The organism is Buttiauxella sp. WJP83 (genome assembly GCF_027594725.1).
Classification (GTDB): domain Bacteria; phylum Pseudomonadota; class Gammaproteobacteria; order Enterobacterales; family Enterobacteriaceae; genus Buttiauxella; species Buttiauxella selenatireducens.
Window position 1 is genome coordinate 22,767 of record NZ_CP110081.1, and the last position, 25,794, is coordinate 48,560.

The 25,794-nt window shown below is 47.8% G+C and carries 36 protein-coding genes; 27 read left to right on the plus strand and 9 right to left on the minus strand.

Going from position 1 to position 25,794, the window contains the following annotated elements; translation table 11 throughout:
* Positions 1-10 precede the first annotated feature (10 nt).
* From OH773_RS21845 to OH773_RS21865, 5 genes are all read left to right on the plus strand, one after another.
* Positions 11-334 carry a hypothetical protein gene (locus OH773_RS21845; protein ID WP_270146289.1) on the plus strand — a complete coding sequence of 108 codons (324 nt, stop codon included), beginning with the start codon at positions 11-13 and terminating at the stop codon, positions 332-334.
* Positions 335-345: 11 nt separating this feature from the next.
* A complete protein-coding gene (locus tag OH773_RS21850; RefSeq protein ID WP_270146291.1) occupies positions 346-1,038 on the plus strand; it encodes a hypothetical protein in 693 nt (230 codons plus the stop codon).
* A 1-nt stretch (position 1,039) separates the two neighbouring features.
* On the plus strand, positions 1,040-1,291 hold the full coding sequence (locus OH773_RS21855) for a hypothetical protein (RefSeq protein WP_270146293.1): 252 nt from the start codon (positions 1,040-1,042) through the stop codon (positions 1,289-1,291).
* The gene (locus tag OH773_RS21860) at positions 1,284-1,448 is read left to right on the plus strand and encodes a hypothetical protein (protein WP_270146295.1); all 165 of its coding nucleotides are present in this window, start codon (positions 1,284-1,286) and stop codon (positions 1,446-1,448) included. Before OH773_RS21855 ends, OH773_RS21860 begins: the two co-directional genes overlap by 8 nt.
* A gap of 176 nt (positions 1,449-1,624) precedes the next feature.
* Positions 1,625-2,461, plus strand: a complete 837-nt coding sequence (locus tag OH773_RS21865; RefSeq protein ID WP_270146297.1) for a restriction endonuclease — start codon at positions 1,625-1,627, stop codon at positions 2,459-2,461.
* Positions 2,462-2,602: 141 nt separating this feature from the next.
* Here the strand turns inward: OH773_RS21865 and OH773_RS21870 are convergent, their stop codons facing one another.
* On the minus strand, positions 2,603-3,124 hold the full coding sequence (locus tag OH773_RS21870; RefSeq protein WP_270146300.1) for a GNAT family N-acetyltransferase: 522 nt from the start codon (positions 3,122-3,124) through the stop codon (positions 2,603-2,605).
* A gap of 3 nt (positions 3,125-3,127) precedes the next feature.
* Positions 3,128-3,397, minus strand: coding sequence for a type II toxin-antitoxin system TacA family antitoxin (locus OH773_RS21875; RefSeq protein WP_270146302.1), 270 nt, complete (start codon positions 3,395-3,397; stop codon positions 3,128-3,130).
* A gap of 323 nt (positions 3,398-3,720) precedes the next feature.
* Between OH773_RS21875 and OH773_RS21880 the strand changes: the two genes are divergently transcribed.
* The gene (locus tag OH773_RS21880; protein WP_270146304.1) at positions 3,721-4,386 is read left to right on the plus strand and encodes an AAA family ATPase; all 666 of its coding nucleotides are present in this window, start codon (positions 3,721-3,723) and stop codon (positions 4,384-4,386) included.
* Positions 4,387-4,391: 5 nt separating this feature from the next.
* Positions 4,392-4,745: a hypothetical protein gene (locus tag OH773_RS21885; protein ID WP_270146377.1), complete on the plus strand. Its 354-nt coding sequence runs from the start codon at positions 4,392-4,394 to the stop codon at positions 4,743-4,745.
* 43 nt (positions 4,746-4,788) lie between these two features.
* On the opposite strand, the gene OH773_RS21890 is transcribed toward OH773_RS21885, so the two are convergent.
* Positions 4,789-5,583: a DUF2971 domain-containing protein gene (locus tag OH773_RS21890; RefSeq protein WP_270146306.1), complete on the minus strand. Its 795-nt coding sequence runs from the start codon at positions 5,581-5,583 to the stop codon at positions 4,789-4,791.
* A 269-nt stretch (positions 5,584-5,852) separates the two neighbouring features.
* Between OH773_RS21890 and OH773_RS21895 the strand changes: the two genes are divergently transcribed.
* The 4 genes from OH773_RS21895 to OH773_RS21910 all read left to right on the plus strand — a co-directional run bounded on the left by OH773_RS21895 (position 5,853) and on the right by OH773_RS21910 (position 9,758).
* Complete coding sequence (locus OH773_RS21895; RefSeq protein WP_270146308.1) at positions 5,853-6,578, plus strand: hypothetical protein; 726 nt, start codon at positions 5,853-5,855, stop codon at positions 6,576-6,578.
* 60 nt (positions 6,579-6,638) lie between these two features.
* The gene (locus OH773_RS21900; protein WP_270146310.1) at positions 6,639-7,979 is read left to right on the plus strand and encodes a DnaB-like helicase C-terminal domain-containing protein; all 1,341 of its coding nucleotides are present in this window, start codon (positions 6,639-6,641) and stop codon (positions 7,977-7,979) included.
* A gap of 141 nt (positions 7,980-8,120) precedes the next feature.
* Positions 8,121-9,236: a DNA primase gene (locus tag OH773_RS21905; RefSeq protein WP_270146312.1), complete on the plus strand. Its 1,116-nt coding sequence runs from the start codon at positions 8,121-8,123 to the stop codon at positions 9,234-9,236.
* Positions 9,237-9,404: 168 nt separating this feature from the next.
* Complete coding sequence (locus tag OH773_RS21910; RefSeq protein ID WP_270146314.1) at positions 9,405-9,758, plus strand: hypothetical protein; 354 nt, start codon at positions 9,405-9,407, stop codon at positions 9,756-9,758.
* Between the two features lie 25 nt (positions 9,759-9,783).
* Here OH773_RS21910 and umuC read toward each other — a convergent pair whose 3' ends face one another.
* The 3 genes from umuC to OH773_RS21925 form a co-directional block, all read right to left on the minus strand.
* Positions 9,784-11,052 carry a translesion error-prone DNA polymerase V subunit UmuC gene (gene umuC / locus OH773_RS21915; RefSeq protein WP_270146316.1) on the minus strand — a complete coding sequence of 423 codons (1,269 nt, stop codon included), beginning with the start codon at positions 11,050-11,052 and terminating at the stop codon, positions 9,784-9,786.
* A gap of 11 nt (positions 11,053-11,063) precedes the next feature.
* Positions 11,064-11,483: a translesion error-prone DNA polymerase V autoproteolytic subunit gene (gene umuD, locus OH773_RS21920; protein ID WP_270146319.1), complete on the minus strand. Its 420-nt coding sequence runs from the start codon at positions 11,481-11,483 to the stop codon at positions 11,064-11,066.
* A gap of 138 nt (positions 11,484-11,621) precedes the next feature.
* A complete protein-coding gene (locus OH773_RS21925; protein ID WP_270146321.1) occupies positions 11,622-12,035 on the minus strand; it encodes a hypothetical protein in 414 nt (137 codons plus the stop codon).
* A gap of 183 nt (positions 12,036-12,218) precedes the next feature.
* Between OH773_RS21925 and OH773_RS21930 the strand changes: the two genes are divergently transcribed.
* Positions 12,219-12,740: a hypothetical protein gene (locus OH773_RS21930; protein ID WP_270146323.1), complete on the plus strand. Its 522-nt coding sequence runs from the start codon at positions 12,219-12,221 to the stop codon at positions 12,738-12,740.
* A gap of 153 nt (positions 12,741-12,893) precedes the next feature.
* Here the strand turns inward: OH773_RS21930 and OH773_RS21935 are convergent, their stop codons facing one another.
* Positions 12,894-13,460 carry a hypothetical protein gene (locus OH773_RS21935; RefSeq protein WP_270146325.1) on the minus strand — a complete coding sequence of 189 codons (567 nt, stop codon included), beginning with the start codon at positions 13,458-13,460 and terminating at the stop codon, positions 12,894-12,896.
* A gap of 226 nt (positions 13,461-13,686) precedes the next feature.
* Here OH773_RS21935 and OH773_RS21940 point away from each other — a divergent pair, with 226 nt between their 5' ends.
* From OH773_RS21940 to arsC, 11 genes are all read left to right on the plus strand, one after another.
* The gene (locus OH773_RS21940; RefSeq protein ID WP_270146327.1) at positions 13,687-14,481 is read left to right on the plus strand and encodes a hypothetical protein; all 795 of its coding nucleotides are present in this window, start codon (positions 13,687-13,689) and stop codon (positions 14,479-14,481) included.
* 81 nt (positions 14,482-14,562) lie between these two features.
* Positions 14,563-15,039 (plus strand): hypothetical protein, encoded by a 477-nt coding sequence (locus OH773_RS21945; RefSeq protein WP_270146329.1) that lies wholly within the window; start codon positions 14,563-14,565, stop codon positions 15,037-15,039.
* Positions 15,039-16,361 (plus strand): ATP-dependent DNA ligase, encoded by a 1,323-nt coding sequence (locus tag OH773_RS21950; protein ID WP_270146331.1) that lies wholly within the window; start codon positions 15,039-15,041, stop codon positions 16,359-16,361. Before OH773_RS21945 ends, OH773_RS21950 begins: the two co-directional genes overlap by 1 nt.
* Positions 16,358-16,573, plus strand: coding sequence for a hypothetical protein (locus tag OH773_RS21955; RefSeq protein ID WP_270146333.1), 216 nt, complete (start codon positions 16,358-16,360; stop codon positions 16,571-16,573). Before OH773_RS21950 ends, OH773_RS21955 begins: the two co-directional genes overlap by 4 nt.
* A gap of 11 nt (positions 16,574-16,584) precedes the next feature.
* Positions 16,585-16,743: a hypothetical protein gene (locus tag OH773_RS21960; protein ID WP_270146335.1), complete on the plus strand. Its 159-nt coding sequence runs from the start codon at positions 16,585-16,587 to the stop codon at positions 16,741-16,743.
* A 91-nt stretch (positions 16,744-16,834) separates the two neighbouring features.
* Positions 16,835-17,275: a protein-tyrosine phosphatase family protein gene (locus tag OH773_RS21965; protein WP_270146338.1), complete on the plus strand. Its 441-nt coding sequence runs from the start codon at positions 16,835-16,837 to the stop codon at positions 17,273-17,275.
* Positions 17,276-17,434: 159 nt separating this feature from the next.
* Positions 17,435-17,788, plus strand: coding sequence for an As(III)-sensing metalloregulatory transcriptional repressor ArsR (gene arsR, locus OH773_RS21970; protein WP_270146340.1), 354 nt, complete (start codon positions 17,435-17,437; stop codon positions 17,786-17,788).
* Positions 17,789-17,834: 46 nt separating this feature from the next.
* Positions 17,835-18,197 (plus strand): arsenite efflux transporter metallochaperone ArsD, encoded by a 363-nt coding sequence (arsD, locus tag OH773_RS21975; protein ID WP_270146342.1) that lies wholly within the window; start codon positions 17,835-17,837, stop codon positions 18,195-18,197.
* Between the two features lie 17 nt (positions 18,198-18,214).
* On the plus strand, positions 18,215-19,966 hold the full coding sequence (gene arsA / locus OH773_RS21980) for an arsenite efflux transporter ATPase subunit ArsA (RefSeq protein ID WP_270146344.1): 1,752 nt from the start codon (positions 18,215-18,217) through the stop codon (positions 19,964-19,966).
* A gap of 47 nt (positions 19,967-20,013) precedes the next feature.
* A complete protein-coding gene (gene arsB / locus OH773_RS21985; protein ID WP_270146346.1) occupies positions 20,014-21,303 on the plus strand; it encodes an arsenite efflux transporter membrane subunit ArsB in 1,290 nt (429 codons plus the stop codon).
* A 12-nt stretch (positions 21,304-21,315) separates the two neighbouring features.
* The gene (arsC, locus tag OH773_RS21990) at positions 21,316-21,741 is read left to right on the plus strand and encodes a glutaredoxin-dependent arsenate reductase (RefSeq protein WP_270146348.1); all 426 of its coding nucleotides are present in this window, start codon (positions 21,316-21,318) and stop codon (positions 21,739-21,741) included.
* Positions 21,742-21,907: 166 nt separating this feature from the next.
* Here the strand turns inward: arsC and arsH are convergent, their stop codons facing one another.
* Together arsH and OH773_RS22000 are read right to left on the minus strand one after the other, a co-directional pair.
* Positions 21,908-22,618: an arsenical resistance protein ArsH gene (gene arsH / locus OH773_RS21995; protein WP_270146350.1), complete on the minus strand. Its 711-nt coding sequence runs from the start codon at positions 22,616-22,618 to the stop codon at positions 21,908-21,910.
* Between the two features lie 98 nt (positions 22,619-22,716).
* Complete coding sequence (locus OH773_RS22000; protein WP_270146352.1) at positions 22,717-23,043, minus strand: ArsR/SmtB family transcription factor; 327 nt, start codon at positions 23,041-23,043, stop codon at positions 22,717-22,719.
* A gap of 106 nt (positions 23,044-23,149) precedes the next feature.
* Here OH773_RS22000 and OH773_RS22005 point away from each other — a divergent pair, with 106 nt between their 5' ends.
* The 4 genes from OH773_RS22005 to OH773_RS22020 all read left to right on the plus strand — a co-directional run bounded on the left by OH773_RS22005 (position 23,150) and on the right by OH773_RS22020 (position 25,647).
* Positions 23,150-24,271: a permease gene (locus OH773_RS22005; RefSeq protein WP_270146355.1), complete on the plus strand. Its 1,122-nt coding sequence runs from the start codon at positions 23,150-23,152 to the stop codon at positions 24,269-24,271.
* Between the two features lie 61 nt (positions 24,272-24,332).
* Positions 24,333-24,413 carry a hypothetical protein gene (locus tag OH773_RS22010; RefSeq protein ID WP_333482186.1) on the plus strand — a complete coding sequence of 27 codons (81 nt, stop codon included), beginning with the start codon at positions 24,333-24,335 and terminating at the stop codon, positions 24,411-24,413.
* Positions 24,414-24,618: 205 nt separating this feature from the next.
* The gene (locus tag OH773_RS22015; RefSeq protein WP_270146357.1) at positions 24,619-25,227 is read left to right on the plus strand and encodes a hypothetical protein; all 609 of its coding nucleotides are present in this window, start codon (positions 24,619-24,621) and stop codon (positions 25,225-25,227) included.
* 9 nt (positions 25,228-25,236) lie between these two features.
* Positions 25,237-25,647: a type II toxin-antitoxin system YafO family toxin gene (locus OH773_RS22020; protein WP_270146359.1), complete on the plus strand. Its 411-nt coding sequence runs from the start codon at positions 25,237-25,239 to the stop codon at positions 25,645-25,647.
* Positions 25,648-25,794 lie beyond the last annotated feature (147 nt).

The window sequence follows — 25,794 nt, forward strand, 5'->3', positions numbered from 1 at the left end:
GGAGGAAAAAATGTCGAACGAGATGGCAGGCGTCACTCCAGAGCAGGTAGAGCGCATTGCCGCTATCGTTGCGCGTGAAGTTGTCGGCAAATTAGGTAAAGAGCTACGTGAGGAAATAGGGCTGGAAGTTAATGACCAGCTTAAGACCTATTTTGGCGACATGACACCTTCGCAACACAGCATCCAGCACTCTCATCTGGACAAACTTCTTAACCGGCTAGATGCCATTTCCAGTGGGATTTTCGACGGTATTGTCTCAAAAATCACGTCGCTAATTATTACCGCACTGTTGCTTGGCATGGCCGTTTATGGCGTTAAAAATGGACTGCAATAAGGAGATCAAGGATGAAAACTCCGAGAGGTATTCGTAACAACAACCCTGGCAATCTCGACAAAGGCTCACCGTGGCAAGGGCTAGTCGATAACCCTTCCGAACCACGTTTCTGCACGTTTAAAGACCCTGTATGGGGGATTCGAGCGCTGGCAGTAACGCTCATTACCTATCATGACAAGCGTCGTGCAAGGGATGGCTCCAGTATCGATACGATCCGCGAAGTCATCGAACGCTGGGCACCACCGAACGAGAACAACACGACTGCTTACGTGAACGAGGTGGCCAAAGCCGTTGGTGTCACCCCGGACATGATTATCGACCTGCACAACTACGACACAATCCGTCCACTGGTGGAGGCCATCATCCGCCACGAAAACGGGCGTGGCCCGCTCAAAACACCTAACACTTGGTACTCTGCCGAGGTTGTTGAGGAAGGTCTGCGCCGTGCAGGTGTCGTTAAGCCAGTGAAAACAGTGAAAGCGGTCCCTGTAACAAAAGAAACTGCAGGTGCAACCGTCACTGCGGGTATTGGCGTCGCGCAGCTGACCGACGTATTGCCACAAGTCTCTGCTGCGATGGATAAGGCACAAGTCCACATCACTAGCGGCGATACTGTCCGGATCATATTTGGTGTTGCGACTATTGCTGTGGCCGTCTTTATTGCCTGGTCGCAGGTTCGCAAATATCAGAACGGAGTCGTTTGATATGGCCGGCAGCCTATTCTCAAAGTTGAAAATCGCTCTGATGACTCCGGCTGCCGTTCTTTTAGTGCTTGTCGGTGCCTACATGTTGGGAGGTCGTGCAGCCCGACAAGCAATGGAAGAAAAGGCACGGCAAGAAGACAGAAAACGACTTCAAAGCACAGTGGACGTGAAAAATGAGATCATTAATGAGGTTAGGCAGAAAGATGCTTCTGCCGTTCATCGTGAGCTGCATGACAAGTGGCTGCGTGATTAAGACTCAGACACCAGGTGTGCTTTTCTGCGGCGCTGCGAACCCTATCTATGTCAGTAGCGATGATTTCATGACCGAGGAAACAGAGCGTGAAATCCTCTTTCATAACACGATGGGGGAGCGGTTGTGTAACTGGAAAGGTAAACAGACTATGGGTTAAAGTGTTTTAACTCGGATTTGATCAGACACTTTTGGCACAGAGCTAAACCTTATCTGACAGGCGGTTCTGTGCCATAAGCAAATTTTCGTTCCCAAATTCGAACTTTTTAGTGGATGACGACTTTGTGTCCTCCAGTAGCCTTAGCTGCATGCGGATAGTGCATAGGAAAAGCAGAAGTGATCGATGACCCATTACCAGAGAACTGGCAAGACCTCCAGACAGGTGTCCAACGTATATTCCGTAATGTTGGTTTGCTTGCAGAAGTCGAGGTCGATTTAGAAACCCCGCGTGGCTCGGTGAATGTGGATGTTCTCGCGACAGATGTTAGGAGCGTGGACAAAATCAGATACATTGTGGAATGCAAAAACTGGGGTAGTTCTATACCACAGACTGTGGTCCATTCGTTCACAACGGTAATGCATGAAACCGGGGCTAACATTGGATTTATTATTTCAAAGCATGGGCTTCAGCAGGGTGCTAAACAGTACACTCATAACACCAATATTATTGGGATGACATACCTAGAGTTCCAACAAAGGTATTTTGAGGCTTGGTGGAATAGGTACTTTTGTCCACGTATCGGTGATGCTGCAGACGAACCGCTTCAGTACGTCGAACCTATCAACTCTAAGCGAGATCGCGAATACGCCAAGCTTAGCCTTCAAGAACAAGAGAAGTTCGATCAGTTAAGGCAAGAGAAAGGTGTATCAGTAATGTTTCTCTCTATGCTCAATTACAGGTTTATGTCGAAAGTATTAAACACTGGCAATTTGCTGGAAGTCCCAAAGAATCTGGATGATTTTAAGACCAGAATTCTCGCCCAAATTTGTCCTCACATTGAATGGCATTGCGATACGTACAGAGAGCTGCTAGAGATCATTTTGGAATACTTATCAGACACCAAAGCAGAGTTTGATGCGATATTTGGTGGGGCCATCTTTGAACCGCCAGGTAGTATTACGGGGGTTACTGCTGATGGCCCCACTTTGGAAGATGGCGTTTATCATCATTAACTTTCATACATAGCCCATGCTCCCGCATGTCCGCATTTCGCTCATATCAAACTGTAAGATTTGATTGTGTACCACGCGAGAAAGCTGTCAGTTCAAACCAAACCAGAATCAAAAAGCCACTCGAGTGAGGGGCTTGCTGTATTACTCTTCAAACAGCTTCTCGATGGACTTTGTCGGATAGAAAAGCGAGTTTGTGTTATCGCCGACCAAAGGTATGAAGCCGAGCTTTGTATAGAATCGTTTTGCCCCATCATTTAGGGCATCAACAAACATCCCATGCACACCAACTGCCAAGGAAGCGCTGTATACAACCTTCATGGCGTGTGTAACGAGTGTCGTTCCCCACTCTTTACCCTGAAGGTCTTTATGAACAGCCAGGCGGCCGAGCGTCACACTTGGCACATTTGAATAAGGCACTTTCCGCTGCTGTGTTTTCGAGGGCAGAGTGGCCTTTTCGAAACAGCTACCTGACAGTGTGTAATACCCTAAGACTTTAGGTTTTGGGTCTTTGGTTAAAAGCAAATACCCACGTAAAATACGACCACTATGCTGGCGAGCAAGATGATCTGTCAGAAAAACATTCAGAGACTCTTCACCGCAATCGAAGTCCGAAAAATCATATTCGTTGCCTTCTGAGAAAATCTCTATGGTCAAGTCGGCCACGTCTTACTCCATGTTTTGTAGACGCTTGGCAGCTCGTTTCAGCCTATCGTTCGGTGCAGGCGGATTGCTGATGGCATCCATCACCAGATTCCATGATTGTTCGTTGAGAATCAGGCGGCGATGTTGCTCAATAACTTCCGCAGCACGTTCAGAGGCACTGGCAACCATAAACTGAGTAATAGTCTGGTTGGACATTGCCGCAGCTTCTTCGATCATGCTCTTGTCGTCGTCGGTTAGTCTGAGATCGATGCGCTGTTTTTTCAGTGCTGACATTGTGTACTCCTTGACTGCCAGTATTTCGTGGCGGTCATTCTCTTCGCTTGAGGTTAGTTTTGAGTTTAGTTTTGAGTTTAGTTTTGAGTTTAGTTTTGAGTTATCAAAGAGATTTTACTATCTAATCATGTACGGAATTTTTCCGTACAAACACTATAAGATTGATTGACCAAACTTTCAACTATTAGTTTGTCTTGTAAGTAGAACCTCTACACTGCCTATCAATTCACCTTTACACCGTAGCCGTAGGCATTTAGGCTATATCGCATATAAGAAAACAAGTTGTTTCATACGACAATAATTCACGCAAAGGGAACTCACCAATGACTCAGATCATTGTGGTAGGCGGCACGAAGGGCGGCCCAGGTAAATCTACCGTTGCCCAGCAGGTAGCAACCTGCCTGAAAATCAAAAAGAAAAAGAAAGTTCAGATTACTGATATCGATATTCAGCGCACGACGACGAGCTGGTGTGAAGACCGTCGCCAGAACGAAGATCTTGAACTGATTCCTTTCTCCTACGTTCAGGATGACGTAGTTAAGCATCTCCAATCACTGGAGGGACGTGTCGATTACTGTGTGGTTGACGCTGGTGGCTTCGACTCCGAAATCCAACGTTATGCGATGCTAATGGCAAACGTCATCATCATCCCGTTACGTCCAAAGCGTCGTGATTTAAAGTCTCTGCGTGATATCGACCCGATTATCGACAATGTCCGTAATGTGAATGAGAACGTGAAAATTCGTGCGGTAATGAACCAGTGTCCGTCACTGCCTTCACAAGCATCACGCATTTTGGCCTCTAAAGAGATTGTCGAGACGTTCGGCATCGAAGCGGCACCGGTAAACCTATACAACCGTAACGTGTACGACGATGCGGAAGAAGCAGGCCGCTCTATCTTTGAAATGACCGGCGCAGAACGCGATAAGAAAGCAGAAGCCGAAATTGAAGATTTGGTCGATTATATTTTGAGTCTGGAGGATAAATAATGTCCATGAAAATGGGAGACCTTGCCAAGCGCAAAGAGCCTGATGCACCGGCTAAGAGCAGTACACCGTTGCGCCAGCCAGTCAGACCACAGGGACGCCCGACTCGTGGGAAAGAGAAAATTAAGAGCCGCACGATGTCGTTGGAAGACGAGTATTTCGATTTGCTGGAGATGATGAAGTTCATCCCTCGCTTCGAGAAGTTCACCCGTTCTGACGTGATTCGCGCAGCCATTTTCCATCTGGCAGAGAAGTCTCCGCAGGAGATTGAAGAAATCGTGAAGCTGAACGAGGCAATTACACCGTCTGATGTCACGATGCGTACTGATGAAATCAAACGCGAGCTGATGAAAAAAGGCTAATATTTATGAGGGGCGAATACAGACAGCTTGTATTCGCTCCATTTCATACTTCATTTTTTTCGAAAGCAGATATTACTCCCGCAAGGATATTGAATTCAACGTTAGGAAAGTCAGTAAGCTCCTTCATATCATAATCAACTTTGTTCAAGTCCCAGGTTCCCTTTTTAAAACAACATTTTTTGATTTTAATGTTATTTTTAAAAATGGCATTTTTTAAATTTTCATTCTCTATTACTGTAAGTTCAAAATCATCATTATTGATACCTATATAGATTTCTTTAATGATATTTGTCCCTGGAGCTTTGTGTAAATAGAACCTATCTTCTTCACTACCGATAGGTAGCAGTTTCTCGCTTTCGATCACAACTCTAACTTCTTTCTCATATTTCCAGTGCTGGCTTTTTCTTAACAGGATTCTTTTAACTATCTCCCTGTTTTTAAAGTTTTTATCGGAAACAATCAGTCTTGTTTTGTCTCTCTCATCGAGGTAGTCGATATTCCCTTCATTCGCGGTTATTAAACAACGGTACTCATCGTTAAAACCGGCTAATTCGGTATCGATGCCTACTACGTAACCTCTATGATGCTGTGCATAGTGAGACCACATTAAGACTTCTAATGGTGATTCGGATAAGCATAGACTGGCAAGGTCAGAGTTTATTCTTGAGCGCAATGTCAAATGCATTAGCGAGTCTTTGTCTTCTGATGCCAATGATACGCCATATGTTTCGAAGGGATCATTGAACTGACCAACTGGAGTAAATTTGAAGCTGGTTGCGTCATGATCAAAAAATAGCTTTAGAGTTTCTTCTGGGACGTATTTGTACAATATCATCATGCCGCCTTATGTTGAGGTTTAGAAAGGATTATGCACTTTTTTCTGCCTCATGACAGTACCTGGATTCTTGTGAGTACTATGAATTCAGAACCTGCTTCTGTATATATAAATACTAAGTTACTTATTATTTAATATACGGAAGCAGGTCTTTTATCAGCTAACGTCCCAGACACATCCCCTCCTGTTTCCACTTCCAAAAACTGTCTCCAGTCGCTATGATTCGCACTCATTAATAAGTAAGTAGCTACCTATTAAAAGAAGCGACGCACATGAGCCAGATTTTCTTTAACACTATCGATAACGACCAGTACGACTTCATGACTGAGTGGGATACCGCAGTCATGGATAAGTGGGTGGCCGAGAATATCGGACTCTCACGCTGCAAAAACGAGGCAGAACTGTTTGAGAGCAAGTGGTTTGATTACCGCGACATGCACCCTCTTATGGCCACATGCCTCTTCACCGAAGCGTACAAGCGCCAGTACTCCTACATCATGCTGTCGCATGGCCGTGAACACTACGAGACCGCGCCATTTACGACTGGCCTGAAACGCGTGCCGTATCAGGAGCTGTCGGCGGCTAACAAAACGTCTCTGTGGAAAGCACGCCAGTTTGCCGATCGGTACTGCTGCTCATACGACTACTTCATTTCCACCGTTCTCTCCGCAGCTGCACGGCGCTTGTGGGACAAACTCCCACGCCCACAACACCTGTGGCAGCCAGAGCTTATCGAGATATTTGAAGAGAAATTAGCCAAACGTTCGGTAACGCGTCTGGATGACTCTCTGGTGAGCTTTAAGCATTTAGGAGACATGCAGCAAGACCCAATTCAAGAAAGCTATTTTGAGTGGGTTCTGGAGCGTCTGCGTGGCATCACCCGCGACAAACGCATCCGCTTAATCTTCTCCGCTGTATGGCTGATGGAGTTAGTGCCTGAACGAGTGATTTTTGCCTACTTCCCGGAAGAAATGGAAGAAGCACGGCGATTCTGTTGATCCCCTATTGAGCTTTTTTAGTATTAGAAAACAAATTGTTTAAGAACCAAAGGAAAGCACATGACCGAACTTTGCCACACAGGACGAGGGTTGTCTGAAGAGTTCGATGACGACTTCCAGAATCGACTCGCAGCCTATTTTTGTCGCGACCACGAGTTCCTGACTCGAGCAGGTGACTTGGTTGCCCCTAACCAGTTTTCCAACGCTGCCAACGCCATTCTTGTGAACATGGTGTCCGGCTACTACCGGATGTATAAGAGCGCACCATCATCGTCGGCCATTCTCGACATGCTTAAACGCGCAAAACGAGATAAGACGATACGCGAAGAACTGTTCCCGGATGTGGTTGAGGCGTTTAAACGGATTCTTGCTGAGAAGCTGTCAGACACAGCGTACATGGTTGACCAGGTCGCAACATTTGCGAAAAGCGTAGCGTTCGACGATGCGTTGATTAAAGCGGCTGAGATGAAGGAGAAGGGCGATTTTCAGGGCGCAATGGCAATCATGGCCAAAGTCCAGCAAATCGGCTCTAACGAAGCGACAGGTATATACGACTACTTCACTGAATCAGCTGAGCGATACAAGGCGCGTGAGTTTGAAGCGTCTGATGACTACGTGCCAAACAGCATTACTACTGGCCTTCCTCTGCTCGATAAATTGCTTTATCAGAAAGGCTGGGCGAAGCGTGAAATGGTGCTGTTCATGGGCTTTGCGAAGTCTGGTAAGTCCACGGCAATGGGCGAGTTTTCCGTCAATGCAACGCTTGCCGGTTACAACGTGCTGTATTTGTCGCTGGAAGTTCATACCTCCATCCTTTCCGACCGTTTCGACGCTCGCCTGTCTGAGACCGAAATGTCTAAGCTGGTGGAGCGCCGCGACGATGTCCATCGCAAGCTGGCAGAACTTGGCGCGACGAAAGGTGTGGGGAGTTTGTGGATTGTCGAGCGCCCATCCGGAAGCATGTCACCTGCAGATCTCGACCGAATGCTTGGCAGCATGAAAGCCAATGGCATGATCCCTGATATGGTGGTGGTCGACTACGCAGACTTGATGCGTGCCAGCTACGACCTTCGAGACGACAGGGCCAACATTCGCAGCATCTACACCGATTTGCGTGCGCTCTATGACAAGCACAACGTTGCAGGTATCACCGCATCCCAGACCAACAGAGAAGGTGGGGCATCTGAGGTGGCCACAATGATGCACGCCGCAGACAACATCGAGAAAGTCCGTATCGCTGACCTCGTTATCACAATCAACAAAACAGAAGAGGAAGAGGCGAAAGGTGAAGCGCGTCTGTACTTCGCTGGTTCACGTAACCAAAAGGGTGGCGTAAGCATTCGCGTTAAACAGAACCTGGAACAAATGCGATTCATCGAACGTATTTTGGACGTTCTCTAAAAAAGAGGGCGTGGATATCCAACGCCCTTTCAAGACGCAAATAACCTTTTGCCAAACCACAAAAGAAAAAACACATGAGCCTTTATGGTATCCATAAATGTAGGCTCATCAAGATATTGCCTGCAAAAAGTGGGGTGAAAAATGAGTGACCTAAAAGAACTACTGTCCGAGTTGGATTTTGAACAATGGCTCGATATAGAAGGGATTATTTATCGCCGCGGTGGTGTCAGCACACGTGGACGTGAAGTGAATATCAAGGAATGCCCTGTCTGTGGTAGTTCCAACTGGAAGGTCTATTTCAACCTGACCAATGGTGTAGGCAAATGCTTTGCTGGTGATCACCCTGAAGAGATTCAGTTCAACAAGCTGGTTTTCCTAAAGTACTACAGCGGCAAATCACGCCGAGACTTCGAAGAGTACGTCCAGAACGCTTTGCTGACCCAAGGCTGGTCCACGAAGAAAGAAGAGATTGTATTGGCCAGCGAGGTAGAACTTGTAGGGCCGGTTGCTCTCCCACGCCATTACGAGTTACCAATCGATGGCCGTCTTCCGGATTATCTGGTCAAACGAAACATCTCCCCGGAAATGGCCAGATATTTCGATCTTCGCTACTGCGTCGAAGGCAAACACGCTTACGTCGATCCGTATACAGACCAGGTCAAAGGGCAAGTGTTCGACATGCGCATTCTGATACCGGTATACGATTTGGATGGTGTGATGAAGACGTTCCAGGGTCGTGACATTACCGGTACAGCAGAACGCCGCTATCTCTTCCCCATGCAGCTGCCGGCGTCGGGTAAGTTTCTCTACAACGGCCATAACGCAGTCGGAAAGCAAGCGGTCGTTGTTTGTGAAGGGGCATTTGACGTAATGGGCGTGAAACGTGCCATCTTCGACGAAGAGACACTGCGGGACTACGTGGAGCCAATTGGTACGTTCGGGATGCACTTATCCGGAAACACCACTGAGGACGCAGAAGACCAATTGGGCGCGTTCCTGACGCTAAAAGCGCGTGGTCTGCGTAACGTCATCATGATGTGGGATAGCGAGAAGCAAGCAATACGCAACACGATGTCGGCGGCCAGACGGCTCACTAGTCTCGGGCTAAACGTGAAAGTGGCTTGTCTGGGCGAGGAAGGTCTCGACCCAGGTGACGCGACCCCAGAGCAGATTCTCAAATCCTACTATCGCGCGAAGCCCTACACCAGACAGCTTGAACTGCAAAGCAAAGTGCTCGGTATTAAAGCCTTAATGTGAGGGCCGTTGCCCTCAGTTAAGGGGCAGTCGCAACACTACCGAAGAACCACAACCCCCTCATTATTTTCCACACCGAATGATACTTACGTACTAGCAAAGAGATACTCAATTACTTTTATACTGCTTTTGTAACTGTGTGATTTGCAGTGTTGTCCAGGAGATTCCCGGATGAAAAGATTGCTATCAGCAATGACAATTCTATTGCTCACGCAAGTATCAATGTCTTCTTTTGCTGTTGATTTAACCCCAAAACCTACCCCCACACCAACCATAACACCGGATCGAACTCCTTTACCTCCGCCACCGCCGCGCCCAATACCAAACGTTCTATGCAATGATGGTAATGGTTGCCCCGGTCGTTTGTCAGTTAATGCAAGCGATACCGACAGTGATACATACAATGAAGTCGATAAATTGCTCAAGAACGGGGATTTCTTCAAAGAGAAGGGTTCCGGTTATGATGTCCAGAAACGTGACCCAGGCGGTTGGGGTGGTGGTGGTACAGGTGATGGCGGCGGCTGACAGCTGATCACACAAGGATTGCCCGTTACTTAATCACGGCAACGGGTAATTCCTTCCAGTTGGTTGTATACGATGGAGACAGCATTTCCCGCTTCATCTTCCAGCCCTTATTGATGCCCTGACCAGCGAACCATAGATTCCCAATCCCGCTGTTGTTTACCCGGTCGATAACACTCATTAACGCGGCGCTATTCGCTCGTGGCGGCGTCTCATCAAACAAATCAATCTGTCCGGCGCCAGGGGAAAAGTCGTTAAGCATGATGCCTGCCTTCTGATAGCGAAAACCATCACGCCATATCGAATCCAGCCCACGAACGGCAGCTGCAATGATATCCCGCGTATCCTGCGTGGGTGTCATCAGGCGATTACCGGCGCTATTGCTGTAGTACGGATCATTAGAGAATGGGCTAGTGCGTACAAACACGGTGATGTGTCGGCAGTACCGGCGCTCTTCCCGCAACTTTTCCGCGGCTCTTTCGGCGTACTGGCAAATCGCTTCGTGCATTGCCTGTTTTGAGGTGATCCGCTCGCCAAAACTTCGACTGCAAATGATTTGCTCCTTTGCGGGCAGTGCATCAATGGATATGCAGGGTATACCATTCAGCTCTCGCACGGTGCGCTCCATGACTACACCAAAGGTTTTGCGGATCAGGTAAAGGCTTGCGTCAGCGAGCTGGAGCGCCGTTTTGATGCCTAACGCGTCCAATTTGGCACTGGTTTTACGGCCCACACCCCATACTTCAGACGTCGGCAGCAGGCTCATTAACTTGCGTTGCCGATGCCGTTCAGTGAGAACTACTACACCTCTGGTGGCGGGCCACGTTTTGGCGGCATGGTTGGCGAGCTTTGCCAGTGTTCGTGTCTGCGCAAGGCCAATGCCACACATCAGCCCGGTATGCTGGTAAACAGTATCTTTCACTCTGCGACCGTAGCTCTCATAGCTCTCATAGCTTTCGCTTGTCTCGATGCCGTCGACCGTCAGGAAGGCTTCGTCAATGCTATAAATTTCTGTTTTTACTGAGATACTTTCCAGTGTGGCAAACACTCTTGCGCTCATTTCACCGTACAGTGCGTAGTTACTACTGAATACCGCTACGTTGTGACGACGCACCAACTCTTTGACCTGGAAGTAGGGCGCACCGCGCTTGATGCCCAGCGCCTTAGCAGGCTTGTTAAGCGCCACACACGCACCGTCGTTGTTCGAAAGGACCAAAATGGGCCTGCCCTTCAAATCAGGTCGGAAAAGCTGCTCACAGCTCGCATACATCGAATTTACATCGCACAGAAGGAACACAGCGCCCCCCCCTAAATGAAGCCGTGGACGCTGTGAGTCACCACGCCGAATATCTCCAGCTCGTCTGGGTTGATATAAATCGGGCTATAGGCGGGATTCATTGGCATTAAGCAAAGGCGAGGGTGCAGGCAGAGCTTCTTGACGGTAAATTCTCCCTCAACACTGGCGATAACAATACTGCCGTGTTCCGGCTTCCAGGCGCGGTCTACCACAAGCAAATCCCCCGACTGAATACCGCACTCGATCATCGACTCACCCGACGCCCGAACGTAGTAGGTTGCTGATGGATGTCGAATGCAGTACTCATTCAGGTCAAGAGTAGACTCGATGTAGTCCTGCGCAGGGCTAGGAAAACCAGCAGGGCAAGAGTCAGAAAACAACGGGATAGGTAGCTTTGTTGTCGGATCGTGGATGAGGATTTCAAGTGTCATGATGGTGCGCCAAAATACTGTAATTATATACAGCATAGCAGCGGTAGCGATTAGCAACAACCGCCAGGCATACCATCAATGCTACGCGCCACGGCGCTTTGGCGGTGGAAACTACAGCAAGTTATTGACGATATAGGCTTACTTTGAGGGACGTTTGCGGTCTTCAGGAATCGTATGATACAGAATATGCTCTTCCGTACTACCACCGCCACCGGGTAGGAGTTTTTTGATGATAGAGCTGTAGGTTACCGGCTTTTGGATAGCAACCACGAAGCCTAAAATAAGCCCAACCGTTGCAAATAAAATCCCCGGTGAGGCGTTAGTCATTTTCGCCCCGATTGAATTTGGAAATTCCACTGCCCAGTTAAACGAACCTTGTAGCCCGGCAAAGGTCATGATTGCGCCGATAATAATCGCAAGAGCAGCGATCCCTAACAGCATCCGTCTCAGCCCGTAGACGTGCATCATCTGCAGCTCATGTGATCGCAATGTTGCAAGCTTAAATTCAAGCTCAAGTTTACGTTCGTCTTCGCCGCGATTGTTTGTAGCCATATTCAACTCAAATGACAGAAAGCTTTTTTTATAAACTTAGCTGACTTGCACCGGATAACACTAAGAAAAACCTATTAGACTATTTCACGGAGTACAAATATGCAGATTCTGTGAAATGTTAATAACGGGCTACTAGAATAAGGTGTTATCGGAATGTGCTTTATGACAAGAGGCTAGCTCCTGATGACACATCAAAAAACCAATTTTGAACTGGTGATGAGTACTATTCAGGTTCTGAGTGTTGTCGCTGGCGTGATCCTGAGCGTGCTCAAATACACTGATGCTCTCAATAAAGAAACAGAGGTTCGTTTAAAAGAAGCGAGTGATAGGGCAATTGAAGCTAACAGACCTTTTATTGAATTACGCCGCATAGTTTATCTGGAGGCGGTAAAGACTGCGGCGATTATTGCCATTCCAGAAGGTCGATCGACTGATGAGTTGAACAAGGCAAAACGAAGATTTCAGGAGCTTTACATAGCTGAACTCTCGATGGTTGAGGATGACAACGTGGCGAGGTCGATGGTTGCTCTGGCTCAGAACGTAGATCCAGAACTCATAAATCTCACCCCGGCACAAAATTCTGCACTCAAGCTTGCTCATGCGCTCAAGTGCGGTTACCAACATTCGAATACAGATCAAAAGTGTGAAAAAAAGAACCAGAGTGGTATGGGTACGATCAATAAATTTAGCGCAGATGACAGATAAAGCTTTGCTCCCTTGACCAGTTCCCATTTTCACTGTGGTTAAATAACACACTTAGCGTACGTTTCCGTTCCATTGGACTTCAAACCCCTTTAACAACAAACCATGAGGATCTGATAATCCAGACCGGAACACTTCTCACCTCTAACTTGCTGCCTATTTCGTGATATCAGCCGAGTCTTGCGACTTTGTGCTCGAACTTCTTGCTACATCGGTAAGAGAGGTTACTGCATCCGTCAGTCGGTTTACTGCATTAATCAGGTCCGTTATTTGAGTCGCGGTATCAGTTTTGGCAATTTCATTTGCTGACTTCACTTTGTCGGCCAAAATTATCATCAATGATGCAATATTTCGAAGACTACTGGTTTCTATCTCGTCTACTCGCAAGGTTGGCAGCCGTTCAGATCGTAGTGTGACGTCCATCGACATAGACGGTAATAGTAATGGTGTGACCTTTTGGTGTTCGACCTTTAGTTCGAGTATCTGAGAAGCATCAAACCAATCGAGACAATTCTTTTTACACACAGCGAATCGTTCGTTCTTTATATCGACAGCGATACCACCCCACCCCCTGACGAAAAGGTGGCTTTGTGGAAAGTCATTTCCAATGAAGCGAATGAATCGATTACGGCGGAAGATACCCTTTGCAAGGCTAATTATGGGCCAGAGAACAAGTGCTAATAAGATGGTTAATAAAATTGCTAAAACAGGGTCGTCTCTCATTGCCCCACCTTATCGTTTTCGAATTGCACTAGCTCACAGGAAATAATTACCTGCTCAGTGTATATGGCAAAAGTTTAGACCAGCCGGCAAGTTACCATCCTAATGATTTCATCTGATTGGCACACGCAATCTACTCAAAAGTTGTACTTCCAACCCTACATCAATAAGTAGATACATACTTATTTATTTGTAAGAATATGGGCGGAGTAGGAATTGAGGAATCTCTATGAAAGAAGACATTCAAAAATCGGTAATTGAGATGATTGATAAATCTGGCGTGGAAATCGATGAAGGAGAGCGTCAGAAGATTATCGACGAGGCTATCAGCACATCGCTGGAGCACATCGCCAAGTCAGTAAACACAGTACCTCTGATTGAAGGCTCTACGTACATGCGTGTCTGGGTTCGCTTTGGTGATTCTCCGGAACTGCCTGGCATCAAGTCAAAACGTGCAGCTCTGGTCTCCTTCATGCGCAAATCGGAAGTTGGCGAACGGGAAGTGCGTACCGCTGCGTGGTACGACGGTCGGGTTGTCTATTCGAATTTCTCAAAATTCAACGACGACGAGGAGCTGCATGACGTCTTAGATATCACCCTGCGAGCAATCCAAAGCAGAGCAGAAGCAGACAGTGATACTGCCTGTGCCGCGATCCTGAGCATTATCGAACAGCCAGAAGTGACTGAGCGCACCGCTGACCTGATGACGCCACCAGGCTTATTAGACATGGTGGTGAGCGATGATACCAAAAAAGCTGTAGACCGCATTCGAGAGGTTCAGTACGGCATTATCTGCGACATGTGCCGCAGCGATTTAGATCTGGTACGTATCGTCGTTGATGCAGGTCAGGCCTGTGATGGTGTGCTCGCAAACTTTGCAGGATATGTTGTCCGCCTGTCCAATGAGTTACCGATGATCAAACAGGAAGCCAAATCCTATGCCGTTCACCACGCCAGCGATTTATTGGAACCGTATCGGTTCGACGTCGCAAAAGACAAGATGACCGGCTGGGCAACCTGGTAAACCTAGAGAAAATCTTTTAGCCCCGATAGGGGCTTTTATAAACTGCGTTAAATAAGTAAGTACACGACTACGGTTAGAAGCATGACAACAAAAACTGATCTGTCAAAAATCCCGTCTATTTCCGGAAACAACGGTTATTCACTGCGTTGTCCGGAAGTGAAAATTAACGGTGGTGAAGCCTTTTGCGGTTATTCAGTCTGCCAACACACCATCCTTGCCTACAAAGAAAAGCGTTTGCCGGCTGGTTCATTTGCGTCATGCGCTAAAGCGATTGCTACCGGTAAATGCAAAGCCCTGAAGATGATGGTTGAAGAAATCAGAGCAGGGAAATCGCTCTACTTCGTCGATATGACGGCTCTTATCCGCGAAGTTGAAGAGCGTAACAACACAGTCAGTAGCCTGACGAAAAAGCGTGGCTCTACATCAATACAAAACCTGGTTAAGCGAACCAAAAAAGCTAAACCAGCAGAACCCATGAAACCAACAAAAGAACTCGCCCCTGTAACAGACGTTTACGCGGCATTGATTGAGGAAACTACTAAGGAGGAAGCTCATTAATGGAAAGGCTGATTGCACTAAAACATAAGCTGGACGCCATCAAGCAAATGGGAACCAACGCCAAAAAGGAGGCGCTGGCCAATCTTGATGACTTTGAGCAGGACATGGTAACTCTGATGCTCAACCCGTTTATTCGATTCGGGGTGAAGAAGTACAAAGTGGCCGCCCCACTGGATAAATCCGTTCCCAGCGACCAGAAAGTTATCGAGTTGCTGGAGAAGCTGGCCGCGCGCGAACTAACCGGGAACGCTGCTATTACAGCTGTCGAATCACTCGTTGCCTCGATGTGCGCTGACGGGCAGGACGTATTTCGCCGTTTCCTGCTGAAAGATCCGAAAGCCGGTGTAGGCATCAGCTTATGCAACAAGGTTTTTGAGAAACCAATTCCAAAATTCGAGGTGCAGCTGGCGTCTCCGTACAAGGAGAAAGGCGACAAGTATCCGTTCAAACAAAATCCAAAGGCACGGTGGCCAATGATTGGCAGCCTCAAACTCGATGGTCTGCGCGTCATTTGCGAGGTTATCGTTGACGAGGAAGAGGTGAACTTCTTGTCGCGCACCGGCAACCCAATTACGTCACTCGATCACCTGAAACCCGCCATGCTCGAGCTTGGCAAACTCTCCGGATACAAACATATCTTTTTCGATGGGGAAGGTACTGCCGGTTCGTTTAACCAGTCCGTGTCGGCGCTTCGCAAGAAGAACGTGAAAGCTATCGGTGCCGTCTATCACATCTTCGATTTCTTCCTCCCGGAGTGGCGTGCTCAATCAAAAACCAAAGAGTATGCGAAGAGTGGCATGAAGCTGAAAGAGCGCCTTGCCATGCTGGTGGCGTGGTTCCGAAACACACGCGGCGAAGACTACGCACCAGACATCCACTTACACCCGTTCTACATCATCCATAGCCATGAAGACTTTATTGAGCGCTTCATGAAACGCCTAGATGCAAACGAAGAAGGGGAGATGGGCAAAGATCCGGATTCTGTGTACGAGTTCAAGCGCACCCGCAGCTGGTGGAAGCTGAAAGATGAGGACTCCGAGGACGGTGAAATCATCGACTTTGAACCGGGCGATCCGGACTCAGGTTTCGCACATACGCTTGGCAAAATCGTTATTCGTCTTGAGAACGGTGTCATTGTGCGTGCCAGTGGCATTAAGCATCGGTATCTGGACGAGATTTGGAACAATCAGGAGAAGTATCGCGGCCGCATTGTAGAGCTTCATTGTCACGAGAAGACACCAGACGGGAGCTTGCGTCATCCACGACTGAAATGGCCACGCTGCCTGCGTGATACCGAAGACCGTATTGGAGATAAAGAATGATAGTGCTGAGTAAACGGGAAAAGGAAACCTTGCGTGAAATAAGCAAGTGGACGTGTTTCCACGCCCACTGGCAGCCAAAGACTCGCGCCAAACTTGAGCGCATGAACCTTGTAACCAACGTGGAACCAGATGGAAAAACTGAGAATTATCAGCTAACGGACAAAGGCCTCCAGCTTCTGAAACAACTGACAGAGGTAGATGATTACAAATGATTCCATACATCATGGTATCTTTTTCTGTTGGCGTCACCCTCAGCCAATTTATCGTGAAGATGTTCTTCGTCAAATTCGCCAGCCACAAACGTATCGTACGATATGCCATTCTGCGTGCGCGTATAGAAGCGCTTTTTGCTCTTCCATTGACCAAATTGCAGCAAGATTAATCCATGTTGAAAGCCGAGCAAGACCGTATCGATAATCTGGTAGGTTAAGTATTTAGTCTTTTTTTTGTTTATTAGGAGTGAAAGCAAGTACATGAGCAAGTTATATCATGCACTAATACCGGGTCATATTTACTGTGGCGGCGCTAATGATATCCAGCAGATGGTGGATGAAGATGGCATCGAAGTGGTGGTTGATTTACGTGCCGAATCGACGGGCTGTGCTGCACATCAAACAGAGGTGCAGTGGGTACATATTCCATTGAGTGATCATGCCGAAGAACCTGAGGAACAATTGTTCCGTGATGCAATTCTCGCGGTAGTGGATGCCTATCAAAATGGTCATAAAGTGGCATTTCATTGTGGCGCAGGCAGAGGGCGGACTGGAACTGTGGCTGCGGGCATCTTGCTGGAATTAAAAATCAGCAAAACCTTACCGGAAGCGGTTGAACTGGCTAAATCTATTCGCCCAGTACTCAACATCAAGCCAATTCAGTATCAGGCGTTAGGCTTGCTCTACCCTGAACCCAACTAAATAAAAGACTCCAGTTTTCCGCTGCTCATAGTAGTGCCATGCTGGAGTTTTTCGTTCTTAATGCAACCAGCGCCACTCAATACACATATGGATATTCAAATATAACTTTGACATCTTGCAGCAGTGGGAGGACACTACTTCATAAAAGCAGGAGGACTTATGTCGCCAATTTCATCCCTACAACTCTTCAAAAACCTGTCTGATGAAACCCGTCTGGGTATCGTGCTCTTGCTCAGAGAGATGGGGGAACTGTGCGTATGTGATTTGTGTACGGCACTGGAGCAGTCACAACCTAAAATCTCCCGCCATCTGGCAATGCTACGGGAAGGAGGGATTCTTCTGGATCGAAAACAAGGGAAATGGGTTCACTACCGCTTATCTCCACATATTCCTTCCTGGGCTGCTCAGATTATTGAGCAGGCCTGGTTAAGCCAACAGGACGACATTCAGGCCATCGCCCATAAGCTGGCTTCAGCTAACTGTGCTGGTAGCAGTAAGGCTGTTTGCATCTAAAAATTTTGCCTGTACATATATGTTTTATCAAATGTGAGGTGTTTAAATGAAAACGTTAACTGTATTTGACCCGGCGATGTGTTGCAGCACCGGTGTCTGCGGTACAGATGTTGATCAGACTCTGGTTGATTTTTCTGCAGATGTGCAATGGCTTAAAGGCCGAGGTGTTCAGATCGAACGTTACAACCTGGCACAACAACCGATGAGCTTCGTTCAGAATGAGAAGGTGAAAACATTCCTTGAAGCTTCTGGAGCAGAAGCTCTTCCACTGTTGTTGCTGGACGGCGAAACGGTGATGGCAGGACGTTACCCAAAACGCGCTGAACTGGCTCGCTGGTTTGGCATTCCGCTGGAGAAAGTGGGATTAGCGGCTTCAGGCTGCTGTGGTGGTAATACGTCTTGTTGTTAAGTATGTCAGGAGGACATATGAAATTCTTACAGAACATCCCCCCTTATCTATTTTTTACTGGTAAGGGAGGCGTTGGTAAAACCTCTATTTCCTGCGCCACAGCGATCCGTCTGGCAGAACAGGGGAAACGGGTGCTGCTTGTCAGTACTGACCCGGCCTCAAACGTAGGTCAGGTCTTTGGTCAGACTATTGGCAATACCATTCAGCCAATAGCCTCTGTCCCTGGATTGTCGGCACTTGAGATTGATCCGCAGGCCGCTGCTCAACAGTACCGGGCCAGAATCGTTGACCCCATTAAAGGCATCCTGCCTGATGACGTCGTTAGTAGCATCAACGAGCAGTTGTCGGGAGCATGCACAACAGAGATTGCTGCATTTGACGAGTTTACCGGATTACTGACAGACGCCTCTCTGCTGACCCGGTTTGACCATATCATCTTTGATACCGCACCGACCGGCCACACTATTCGCCTTCTTCAGCTTCCCGGAGCCTGGAGCAGCTTTATTGAAAGTAATCCGGATGGCGCTTCCTGCCTTGGGCCAATGGCTGGCCTGGAAAAGCAGCGCGAACAGTATGCCCATGCCGTTGAAGCGTTGTCTGATCCAGCTCGTACCCGACTGGTTTTAGTTGCGCGACTGCAAAAATCCACCCTGCAGGAAGTCGCCAGAACTCATCTGGAACTTGCCGCAATCGGCCTTAAAAATCAGTACCTGGTCATCAACGGCGTTCTGCCCGAAACTGAAGCGGCAAACGATACACTGGCTGCTGCAATATGGGACCGTGAACAGGAGGCGCTGGCCAATCTTCCTTCTGACCTTGCCGGTCTGCCAACTGACACGTTATTCCTCCAGCCGCTCAATATGGTCGGCGTGGCTGCATTAAGTGGGCTTCTTTCCTCTCAGCCTGAGGCAGCATCCTCTTCTGAAGAATACATTCAGCAACGACCTGAAATTCCGTCGCTCTCAGCGTTAGTCGATGATATTGCCCGTAATGAACATGGGCTGATTATGCTTATGGGTAAAGGTGGTGTGGGGAAAACCACGATGGCTGCTGCCATTGCGGTCAGACTGGCGGATTTGGGATTTGATGTCCATCTGACAACCTCAGATCCAGCAGCGCACCTCAGCACAACCCTGAACGGCAGTCTTAAGAATCTACAAGTCAGCAGGATAGACCCTCACGAGGAGACGGAGCGCTATCGCCAGCATGTTCTTGAGACAAAAGGAAGAGATCTGGACGATGCAGGGAAACGCCTGCTGGAAGAGGATTTACGCTCTCCCTGCACCGAAGAAATTGCAGTTTTCCAGGCCTTTTCACGCGTGATTCGTGAAGCGGGTAAACGCTTCGTGGTCATGGATACGGCACCCACCGGGCACACGTTGCTGTTGCTGGATGCTACCGGCGCGTATCACCGCGAGATTGCCAAGAAAATGGGAGAAAAAGGTCACTTCACCACTCCGATGATGCAACTGCAGGACCCGGAACGAACCAAAGTATTACTGGTCACGCTACCGGAAACCACGCCGGTACTTGAGGCGGCAAATTTACAGGACGACCTTGAACGTGCAGGAATTCAACCCTGGGGCTGGATTATCAATAACAGCCTTTCCATCGCGGATACTCGTTCACCGCTGCTTCGCTTGCGAGCGCAGCAGGAACGTCCGCAAATCGAGAGCGTTAAAAACCTTCATGCCAGCCGTGTAGCACTTGTCCCCGTACTGGCGTCAGAACCAACCGGCATCGACAAACTCAAACAACTCGCGGGTTAATTATTGCCATCATTCAGGGCAGCAATGCTGCCCTTTCAGGAGGTTTTATGTTACTGGCAGGAGCCATTTTTATCCTGACCATCGTATTGGTTATCTGGCAGCCGAAGGGATTAGGGATTGGCTGGAGCGCCACGCTGGGGGCCGTACTGGCTCTGGCATCGGGTGTGATACACATTGCTGATATTCCGGTGGTGTGGAATATCGTCTGGAATGCGACGGCAACGTTTATCGCCGTTATTATCATCAGTCTGTTGTTGGACGAATCCGGCTTTTTCGAATGGGCTGCGCTGCACGTTTCTCGCTGGGGGAACGGTCGTGGCCGCCTGCTGTTTACCTATATCGTTCTGCTCGGCGCGGCAGTCGCGGCACTGTTTGCCAACGATGGCGCGGCACTTATTCTGACGCCGATTGTTATCGCCATGCTGCTGGCGCTTGGCTTCAGTAAAAGCACCACACTGGCCTTCGTGATGGCCGCAGGGTTTATTGCCGATACCGCCAGCTTGCCGCTTATCGTATCGAACCTGGTCAATATCGTTTCGGCTGATTTCTTCAAACTGGGATTCACGGAATATGCCTCGGTAATGGTGCCGGTGGATATCGTCGCCATCGTCGCCACTCTGGTGATGCTGCATCTGTTTTTCCGCAAAGATATCCCGCCCACTTATGATCTGGCACGACTGAAAGAGCCTGCAAAAGCCATCAAAGATCTGGCAACATTCAGAACCGGTTGGATTGTATTAATTCTTTTGTTAGTGGGCTTTTTTGTACTCGAACCACTGGGTATTCCGGTCAGTGCCATTGCAGCAGTAGGGGCAGCCATCCTGTTTGCTGTGGCAAAAAAAGGTCACGGCATTAACACCGGTAAAGTGTTGCGTGGGGCACCGTGGCAGATCGTTGTCTTCTCGCTGGGAATGTATCTGGTGGTCTATGGGCTTCGTAACGCAGGGCTGACCGAATACTTGTCTGACGTGCTGAACTTACTCGCTGATAAAGGCCTGTGGGCAGCCACTCTGGGAACGGGATTCCTGACCGCATTCCTCTCTTCTATCATGAATAATATGCCTACCGTATTGATTGGCGCATTGTCGATTGATGGCAGTACCGCGTCGGGTGTTATCAAAGAAGCGATGATTTATGCCAACGTCATTGGCTGCGATCTGGGGCCGAAAATTACCCCTATTGGTAGCCTGGCAACGCTGCTCTGGCTACACGTACTTTCACAGAAGAATATGACCATCACCTGGGGATACTATTTCCGCACCGGGATCGTCATGACTCTGCCTGTGCTGTTTGTAACGCTGGCCGCGCTGGCGCTACGTCTCTCTTTCACTTTGTAATGAGATACTGATATGAGCAACATCACCATTTATCACAACCCAGCCTGCGGCACATCGCGTAATACGCTGGAGATGATCCGCAACAGCGGTAATGAGCCGACCGTTATTCTTTACCTTGAGACTCCACCTTCACGCGATGAGCTGGTCAAACTCATTGCTGATATGGGCATTTCCGTCCGGGCTTTGCTACGTAAGAACGTCGAGCCGTATGAGGAACTGAGTCTTGCAGAAGATAAATTTACTGACGACCAGCTAATCGACTTTATGCTGCAACATCCGATCCTGATTAACCGTCCGATTGTTGTGACGCCGCTGGGAACCAAACTGTGTCGTCCTTCCGAAGTGGTTCTGGATATCCTGCCGGAATCTCAGAAAGCGGCATTCACCAAGGAAGACGGTGAAAAAGTCGTTGATGATGCAGGTAAACGACTGAAATAAACATCAAGGGGGCGTTTGCCCCCTTATCAGGTATAGTGCCATTTTCTCCAATATGAGCCTCCTCGCTTTGCAAAGCGTAGCAGTAACTCTCAGTTCGTCCCATTAATCATAAAGTGGAACAACTCTGTAGCACCGGATATGCTAATTTCGTTCATCAAGCTAGGCTTCAAATCTTGCTCTGATTTACCCTGTAGGAAAGCTCTTCTGCCGTCTCTTTTCGTTCGCTGTAGCGATCAACGAGATAAGCTGAGTTACCTCTTGTCAGCAGCGTGAATTTCACCAGTTCTTCCATCACATCCACAATGCGGTCGTAATAAGACGAGGGTTTCATTCGTCCATCTTCATCAAACTCCTGCCAGGCCTTTGCCACGGAGGACTGATTCGGGATGGTGATCATCCGCATCCAGCGGCCAAGAATGCGCATCTGGTTTACGGCATTGAAAGACTGAGAGCCACCGCACACCTGCATAACGGCCAGTGTCTTACCCTGAGAAGGGCGAACAGCGCCTTCCGATAACGGTATCCAGTCAATTTGTGCCTTCATAATGCCAGTCATCGCACCATGGCGTTCCGGAGAGCACCACACCATCCCTTCAGACCAACGAACCAGTTCTCGCAATTCCATGACTTTTGGATGCGACTCTGGAGCATCATCAGGAAGGGGAAGCCCTGATGGATTGAAGATGCGGACTTCTGCGCCCATAGCGGTTAATAAACGAGCTGCTTCTTCTGTCGTCAGTCGACTGTAAGAACGTTCACGAACAGAGCCGTACAGCATTAATATACGAGGGGGATGAGGTACAGCCGGTACCCCAAGTTTTTCCTCTGTGACCGCAGTATCAAATAAATCAGGAACTATATTATTTAACTTATTCATTTTTTTATTTTCCATATAGATTCGGGACTTTAGCAGGACTGGATTCAGACGGGCCGATGCAGCACTAGTAATCATGACTGTTTGTGTTCTCAAGTTACTTAGCCATTTCTACCAGAGGGTTCTGCTTCATCTATTATTTTGCTGTTTACACAGCACTCTTCGCGTAAGAATTCAATTATCGCTTCCAGTATTTCGTATTGAGAGACACACATAAGTGTTCGACTCTCCCGATTTTGTTTGACTAGTCCTACTGATACCAAAGCTGAAATATGGTGACTTAGTGTTGAGGCGGGAATGCCAAGTTGCTTTTGCAAATCACCTACGGGCAAACCTTGTTCCCCAGCTTTGACAAGATGCTTAAATATGAACAAACGGATCGGATGGCCTAACTCTTTCAGCGCTTTGGCTACTTCTTCCAGTTGCATGTGACACCTCTCTGTCTAATTGATATTTCGATAATACCAGAAATATCTTGACTGAAAACACATTTCGAATATTCTAGAAATATAGATTATTTCAAGGAGGTTTGTCATGAATAGTTGGGTTTCTATGCTGCAAGATGCCGCAGAGATGTTTATGTTTCTGGCCGTTGAGCTATCTTTGCTTTTTATTGTCATCAGTGCTGGAGTGAGCCTGATCAGACAAAAGGTCCCGGACCATAAAATCCAGCAGATGATGGGGGCGAAAAAAGGAAAAGGCTACCTGTTGGCTTCGCTATTGGGGGCTGTTACCCCTTTCTGTAGTTGTTCAACAATTCCAATGTTACGCGGGTTGTTGTCTGCGAAAGCAGGCTTTGGCCCGACACTCACATTTTTATTTGTATCACCGTTACTTAATCCCATTATCGTGGGTTTGATGTGGGTTACATTCGGCTGGAAAGTGACATTGTTGTATGCAGTTATAGCTGCCGGCGTCTCAGTTCTTGCCAGTATTGTATTAGATTCATTAGGCTTTGAACGTCATATTGTCGATCAGAAACACTCGACATCAAGTTCTTGTGTAGCTAAATGTACAGATTCCGATGCGTCAGAAAATGCCCAAGCGGGCTCAAGCAGTTGTAACACAAAACCAATGCCATCTACTGTGAAAACGAATTGCTGTACAGCTCAAACTAAACCCTTCATCAACTTAGTGACGGCGAAGAACGAGCAGAATGAATCAGGTTGTTGTCCATCACAACCGGCAATTAGCTGTTGCAGTAGTGAGGCGGTGGATAGTTTAGATATCACAACGAGTACAACCCCAAGCCCAATAAAGTTAGCAATGAAAGAAGCCATTCAGCAGTTTAAGGATGTTCTACCTTATCTGTTGTTGGGTGTTTTTATAGGTTCCTTTATTTATGGCTTTATCCCGTCTGAGTGGATTGCAGCTCATGCTGGGGAAAATAATCCGTTGGCCATTCCATTAAGTGCAGTTGTTGGTATTCCGCTGTACATTCGGGCAGAAGCAGTGATCCCTCTAGCATCAGTGCTGATGACCAAAGGAATGGGCTTGGGGGCATTAATGGCCCTAATCATAGGTAGCGCTGGAGCAAGTTTAACAGAGGTAATATTGCTTAAATCAATGTTCAGAATGCCCATGATAGTAGCTTTTCTGACGGTTATCCTGGGTATGGCCATACTTATGGGTTATTTAACTCAGTTGTTATTTTAGTCAATGTATTAAAGTAGTTTTCTGACAAAACTATCAGTCGGCGTGCGTCAGCCTGGAGAACCTGCCTCATAAGACAGGGCGAAAGGTCGCACGCCAGAACGCGATTTCCAAAATCTGGCCGATGGGAGATCTTCTGAAATAGTGCCTACGCGGCCTGGTTAGAGGGCCGGTTGATACCATTAGCAGGTGTTTTTCGATTGCGAACATATCGGAGCTATACGGAATTAGCTGCTTTTACGAGTACTCTGTAATAGAATACGGCTCCTTTTGGGGCCGTTTATTATTTGTCGCTTTCTTCAACACAGCGTACACTTAGTTACGAGCTATTTGAGTAGTTAAGAGGTTTTATGCGTTTAGAAAATTGCTTGGAAGACATGAGTGTCATTAGCAACGCCCTTGCTACTGTGACCTCTAACGCTTCGCGCTTTTCGAATGCAAAGACTAAAGCCAAGTCTAAGCGTATCGTTATTGAACCGCTTGCCTATCAACGTTTTCGTGGCACGGTAAGGCGCACAGCTAGATACACGGGGTTCACTGAACAAGTTTATGTGAATACCGCGGGCATTCCTGTCCAAGAGAATGACGATGCTGCTCAACTGGCAGAGATCGAACGCAAGCTTGCAGTACTGACGGCGAAGCACGTTCGTTTGGTTCACGCCATCTCCGGATTAAGCGCCGAGAAGATTCGTTCCAGTTTCGGCGAGGGACGTTACGAAGATTTGAAGAACGTAGATCTGACCATTCGTGGTTTAGAGGGATATGTTAATAAATTGATTCGTGACTCTGAAAAACCTCATCCCTATCTGAAACGCCTGAGTGATTCTATCACTGAATATCGTCTAGCCATTTCCGACCTTCTGATGATTTTGGATCAGTGCTTCAATGACGTTGAGGTTATCGAATCTCATACTGGCCTCATCAATGAGGATGTCTTCTCCAACTTCTCATTCCACTAAGGTTGCTCGGTGAAGGTCACATGGAATAGTGCCAGTTACGCACAGTTTTTAGAGCCGACCTTTAAATTACAACCTAATTTAGAGGTCTCTCTGCTCGAAGACTTTAAGTCTCTCAAGCAAGGCATGTGTCCAACCGTATTTGGGAAAGATGGACCTTATACTGCTCCCGGTGCCATCGTGTCTTCCCGCGTTTATCATGTTCACCTCCTGTTCACCAAACAGGAACGCAACAGCTCCCGCAACAGATTCAACTGCACAAGCGACCGCGCCCTTGTTTACACCCAACATGCGCAATTTCAGGATGTGTATAGCTTGCTGGCGATCTTCCCGACTAACGCACATGTGTTTGCCAAAGACCCCAAAATCATGGCCGATATCGCGACATACGCAACAGCATTTCAAGCCCTCACTAATCCCTGACATTCCACTCACAAACTTCCACAGAATTTAAATTTCGGCCTGGCAATGATTCCATACTCATTAGGTATGGAATCATTGCTAAAAACAGACTAAATTAGCATCAGAATCTATAACAATTAGCCTGGTCAGCCGCTAAAACGGCCAGCA

What these genes read in the sequence shown, in the direction of transcription:
- OH773_RS21845 (WP_270146289.1), top strand. Translation starts at nt 11, where the DNA reads ATGTCGAACGAGATGGCAGGCGTCACTCCAGAGCAGGTAGAGCGCATT.
- OH773_RS21850 (WP_270146291.1), top strand. Translation starts at nt 346, where the DNA reads ATGAAAACTCCGAGAGGTATTCGTAACAACAACCCTGGCAATCTCGAC.
- OH773_RS21855 (WP_270146293.1), top strand. Translation starts at nt 1,040, where the DNA reads ATGGCCGGCAGCCTATTCTCAAAGTTGAAAATCGCTCTGATGACTCCG.
- OH773_RS21875 (WP_270146302.1), bottom strand. Translation starts at nt 3,397, where the DNA reads ATGTCAGCACTGAAAAAACAGCGCATCGATCTCAGACTAACCGACGAC.
- OH773_RS21880 (WP_270146304.1), top strand. Translation starts at nt 3,721, where the DNA reads ATGACTCAGATCATTGTGGTAGGCGGCACGAAGGGCGGCCCAGGTAAA.
- OH773_RS21885 (WP_270146377.1), top strand. Translation starts at nt 4,392, where the DNA reads ATGAAAATGGGAGACCTTGCCAAGCGCAAAGAGCCTGATGCACCGGCT.
- OH773_RS21890 (WP_270146306.1), bottom strand. Translation starts at nt 5,583, where the DNA reads ATGATGATATTGTACAAATACGTCCCAGAAGAAACTCTAAAGCTATTT.
- OH773_RS21895 (WP_270146308.1), top strand. Translation starts at nt 5,853, where the DNA reads ATGAGCCAGATTTTCTTTAACACTATCGATAACGACCAGTACGACTTC.
- OH773_RS21900 (WP_270146310.1), top strand. Translation starts at nt 6,639, where the DNA reads ATGACCGAACTTTGCCACACAGGACGAGGGTTGTCTGAAGAGTTCGAT.
- OH773_RS21905 (WP_270146312.1), top strand. Translation starts at nt 8,121, where the DNA reads ATGAGTGACCTAAAAGAACTACTGTCCGAGTTGGATTTTGAACAATGG.
- OH773_RS21910 (WP_270146314.1), top strand. Translation starts at nt 9,405, where the DNA reads ATGAAAAGATTGCTATCAGCAATGACAATTCTATTGCTCACGCAAGTA.
- umuD (WP_270146319.1), bottom strand. Translation starts at nt 11,483, where the DNA reads ATGACACTTGAAATCCTCATCCACGATCCGACAACAAAGCTACCTATC.
- OH773_RS21925 (WP_270146321.1), bottom strand. Translation starts at nt 12,035, where the DNA reads ATGGCTACAAACAATCGCGGCGAAGACGAACGTAAACTTGAGCTTGAA.
- OH773_RS21930 (WP_270146323.1), top strand. Translation starts at nt 12,219, where the DNA reads ATGACACATCAAAAAACCAATTTTGAACTGGTGATGAGTACTATTCAG.
- OH773_RS21935 (WP_270146325.1), bottom strand. Translation starts at nt 13,460, where the DNA reads ATGAGAGACGACCCTGTTTTAGCAATTTTATTAACCATCTTATTAGCA.
- OH773_RS21940 (WP_270146327.1), top strand. Translation starts at nt 13,687, where the DNA reads ATGAAAGAAGACATTCAAAAATCGGTAATTGAGATGATTGATAAATCT.
- OH773_RS21945 (WP_270146329.1), top strand. Translation starts at nt 14,563, where the DNA reads ATGACAACAAAAACTGATCTGTCAAAAATCCCGTCTATTTCCGGAAAC.
- OH773_RS21950 (WP_270146331.1), top strand. Translation starts at nt 15,039, where the DNA reads ATGGAAAGGCTGATTGCACTAAAACATAAGCTGGACGCCATCAAGCAA.
- OH773_RS21955 (WP_270146333.1), top strand. Translation starts at nt 16,358, where the DNA reads ATGATAGTGCTGAGTAAACGGGAAAAGGAAACCTTGCGTGAAATAAGC.
- OH773_RS21960 (WP_270146335.1), top strand. Translation starts at nt 16,585, where the DNA reads ATGGTATCTTTTTCTGTTGGCGTCACCCTCAGCCAATTTATCGTGAAG.
- OH773_RS21965 (WP_270146338.1), top strand. Translation starts at nt 16,835, where the DNA reads ATGAGCAAGTTATATCATGCACTAATACCGGGTCATATTTACTGTGGC.
- arsR (WP_270146340.1), top strand. Translation starts at nt 17,435, where the DNA reads ATGTCGCCAATTTCATCCCTACAACTCTTCAAAAACCTGTCTGATGAA.
- arsD (WP_270146342.1), top strand. Translation starts at nt 17,835, where the DNA reads ATGAAAACGTTAACTGTATTTGACCCGGCGATGTGTTGCAGCACCGGT.
- arsA (WP_270146344.1), top strand. Translation starts at nt 18,215, where the DNA reads ATGAAATTCTTACAGAACATCCCCCCTTATCTATTTTTTACTGGTAAG.
- arsB (WP_270146346.1), top strand. Translation starts at nt 20,014, where the DNA reads ATGTTACTGGCAGGAGCCATTTTTATCCTGACCATCGTATTGGTTATC.
- arsC (WP_270146348.1), top strand. Translation starts at nt 21,316, where the DNA reads ATGAGCAACATCACCATTTATCACAACCCAGCCTGCGGCACATCGCGT.
- arsH (WP_270146350.1), bottom strand. Translation starts at nt 22,618, where the DNA reads ATGAATAAGTTAAATAATATAGTTCCTGATTTATTTGATACTGCGGTC.
- OH773_RS22000 (WP_270146352.1), bottom strand. Translation starts at nt 23,043, where the DNA reads ATGCAACTGGAAGAAGTAGCCAAAGCGCTGAAAGAGTTAGGCCATCCG.
- OH773_RS22005 (WP_270146355.1), top strand. Translation starts at nt 23,150, where the DNA reads ATGAATAGTTGGGTTTCTATGCTGCAAGATGCCGCAGAGATGTTTATG.
- OH773_RS22015 (WP_270146357.1), top strand. Translation starts at nt 24,619, where the DNA reads ATGCGTTTAGAAAATTGCTTGGAAGACATGAGTGTCATTAGCAACGCC.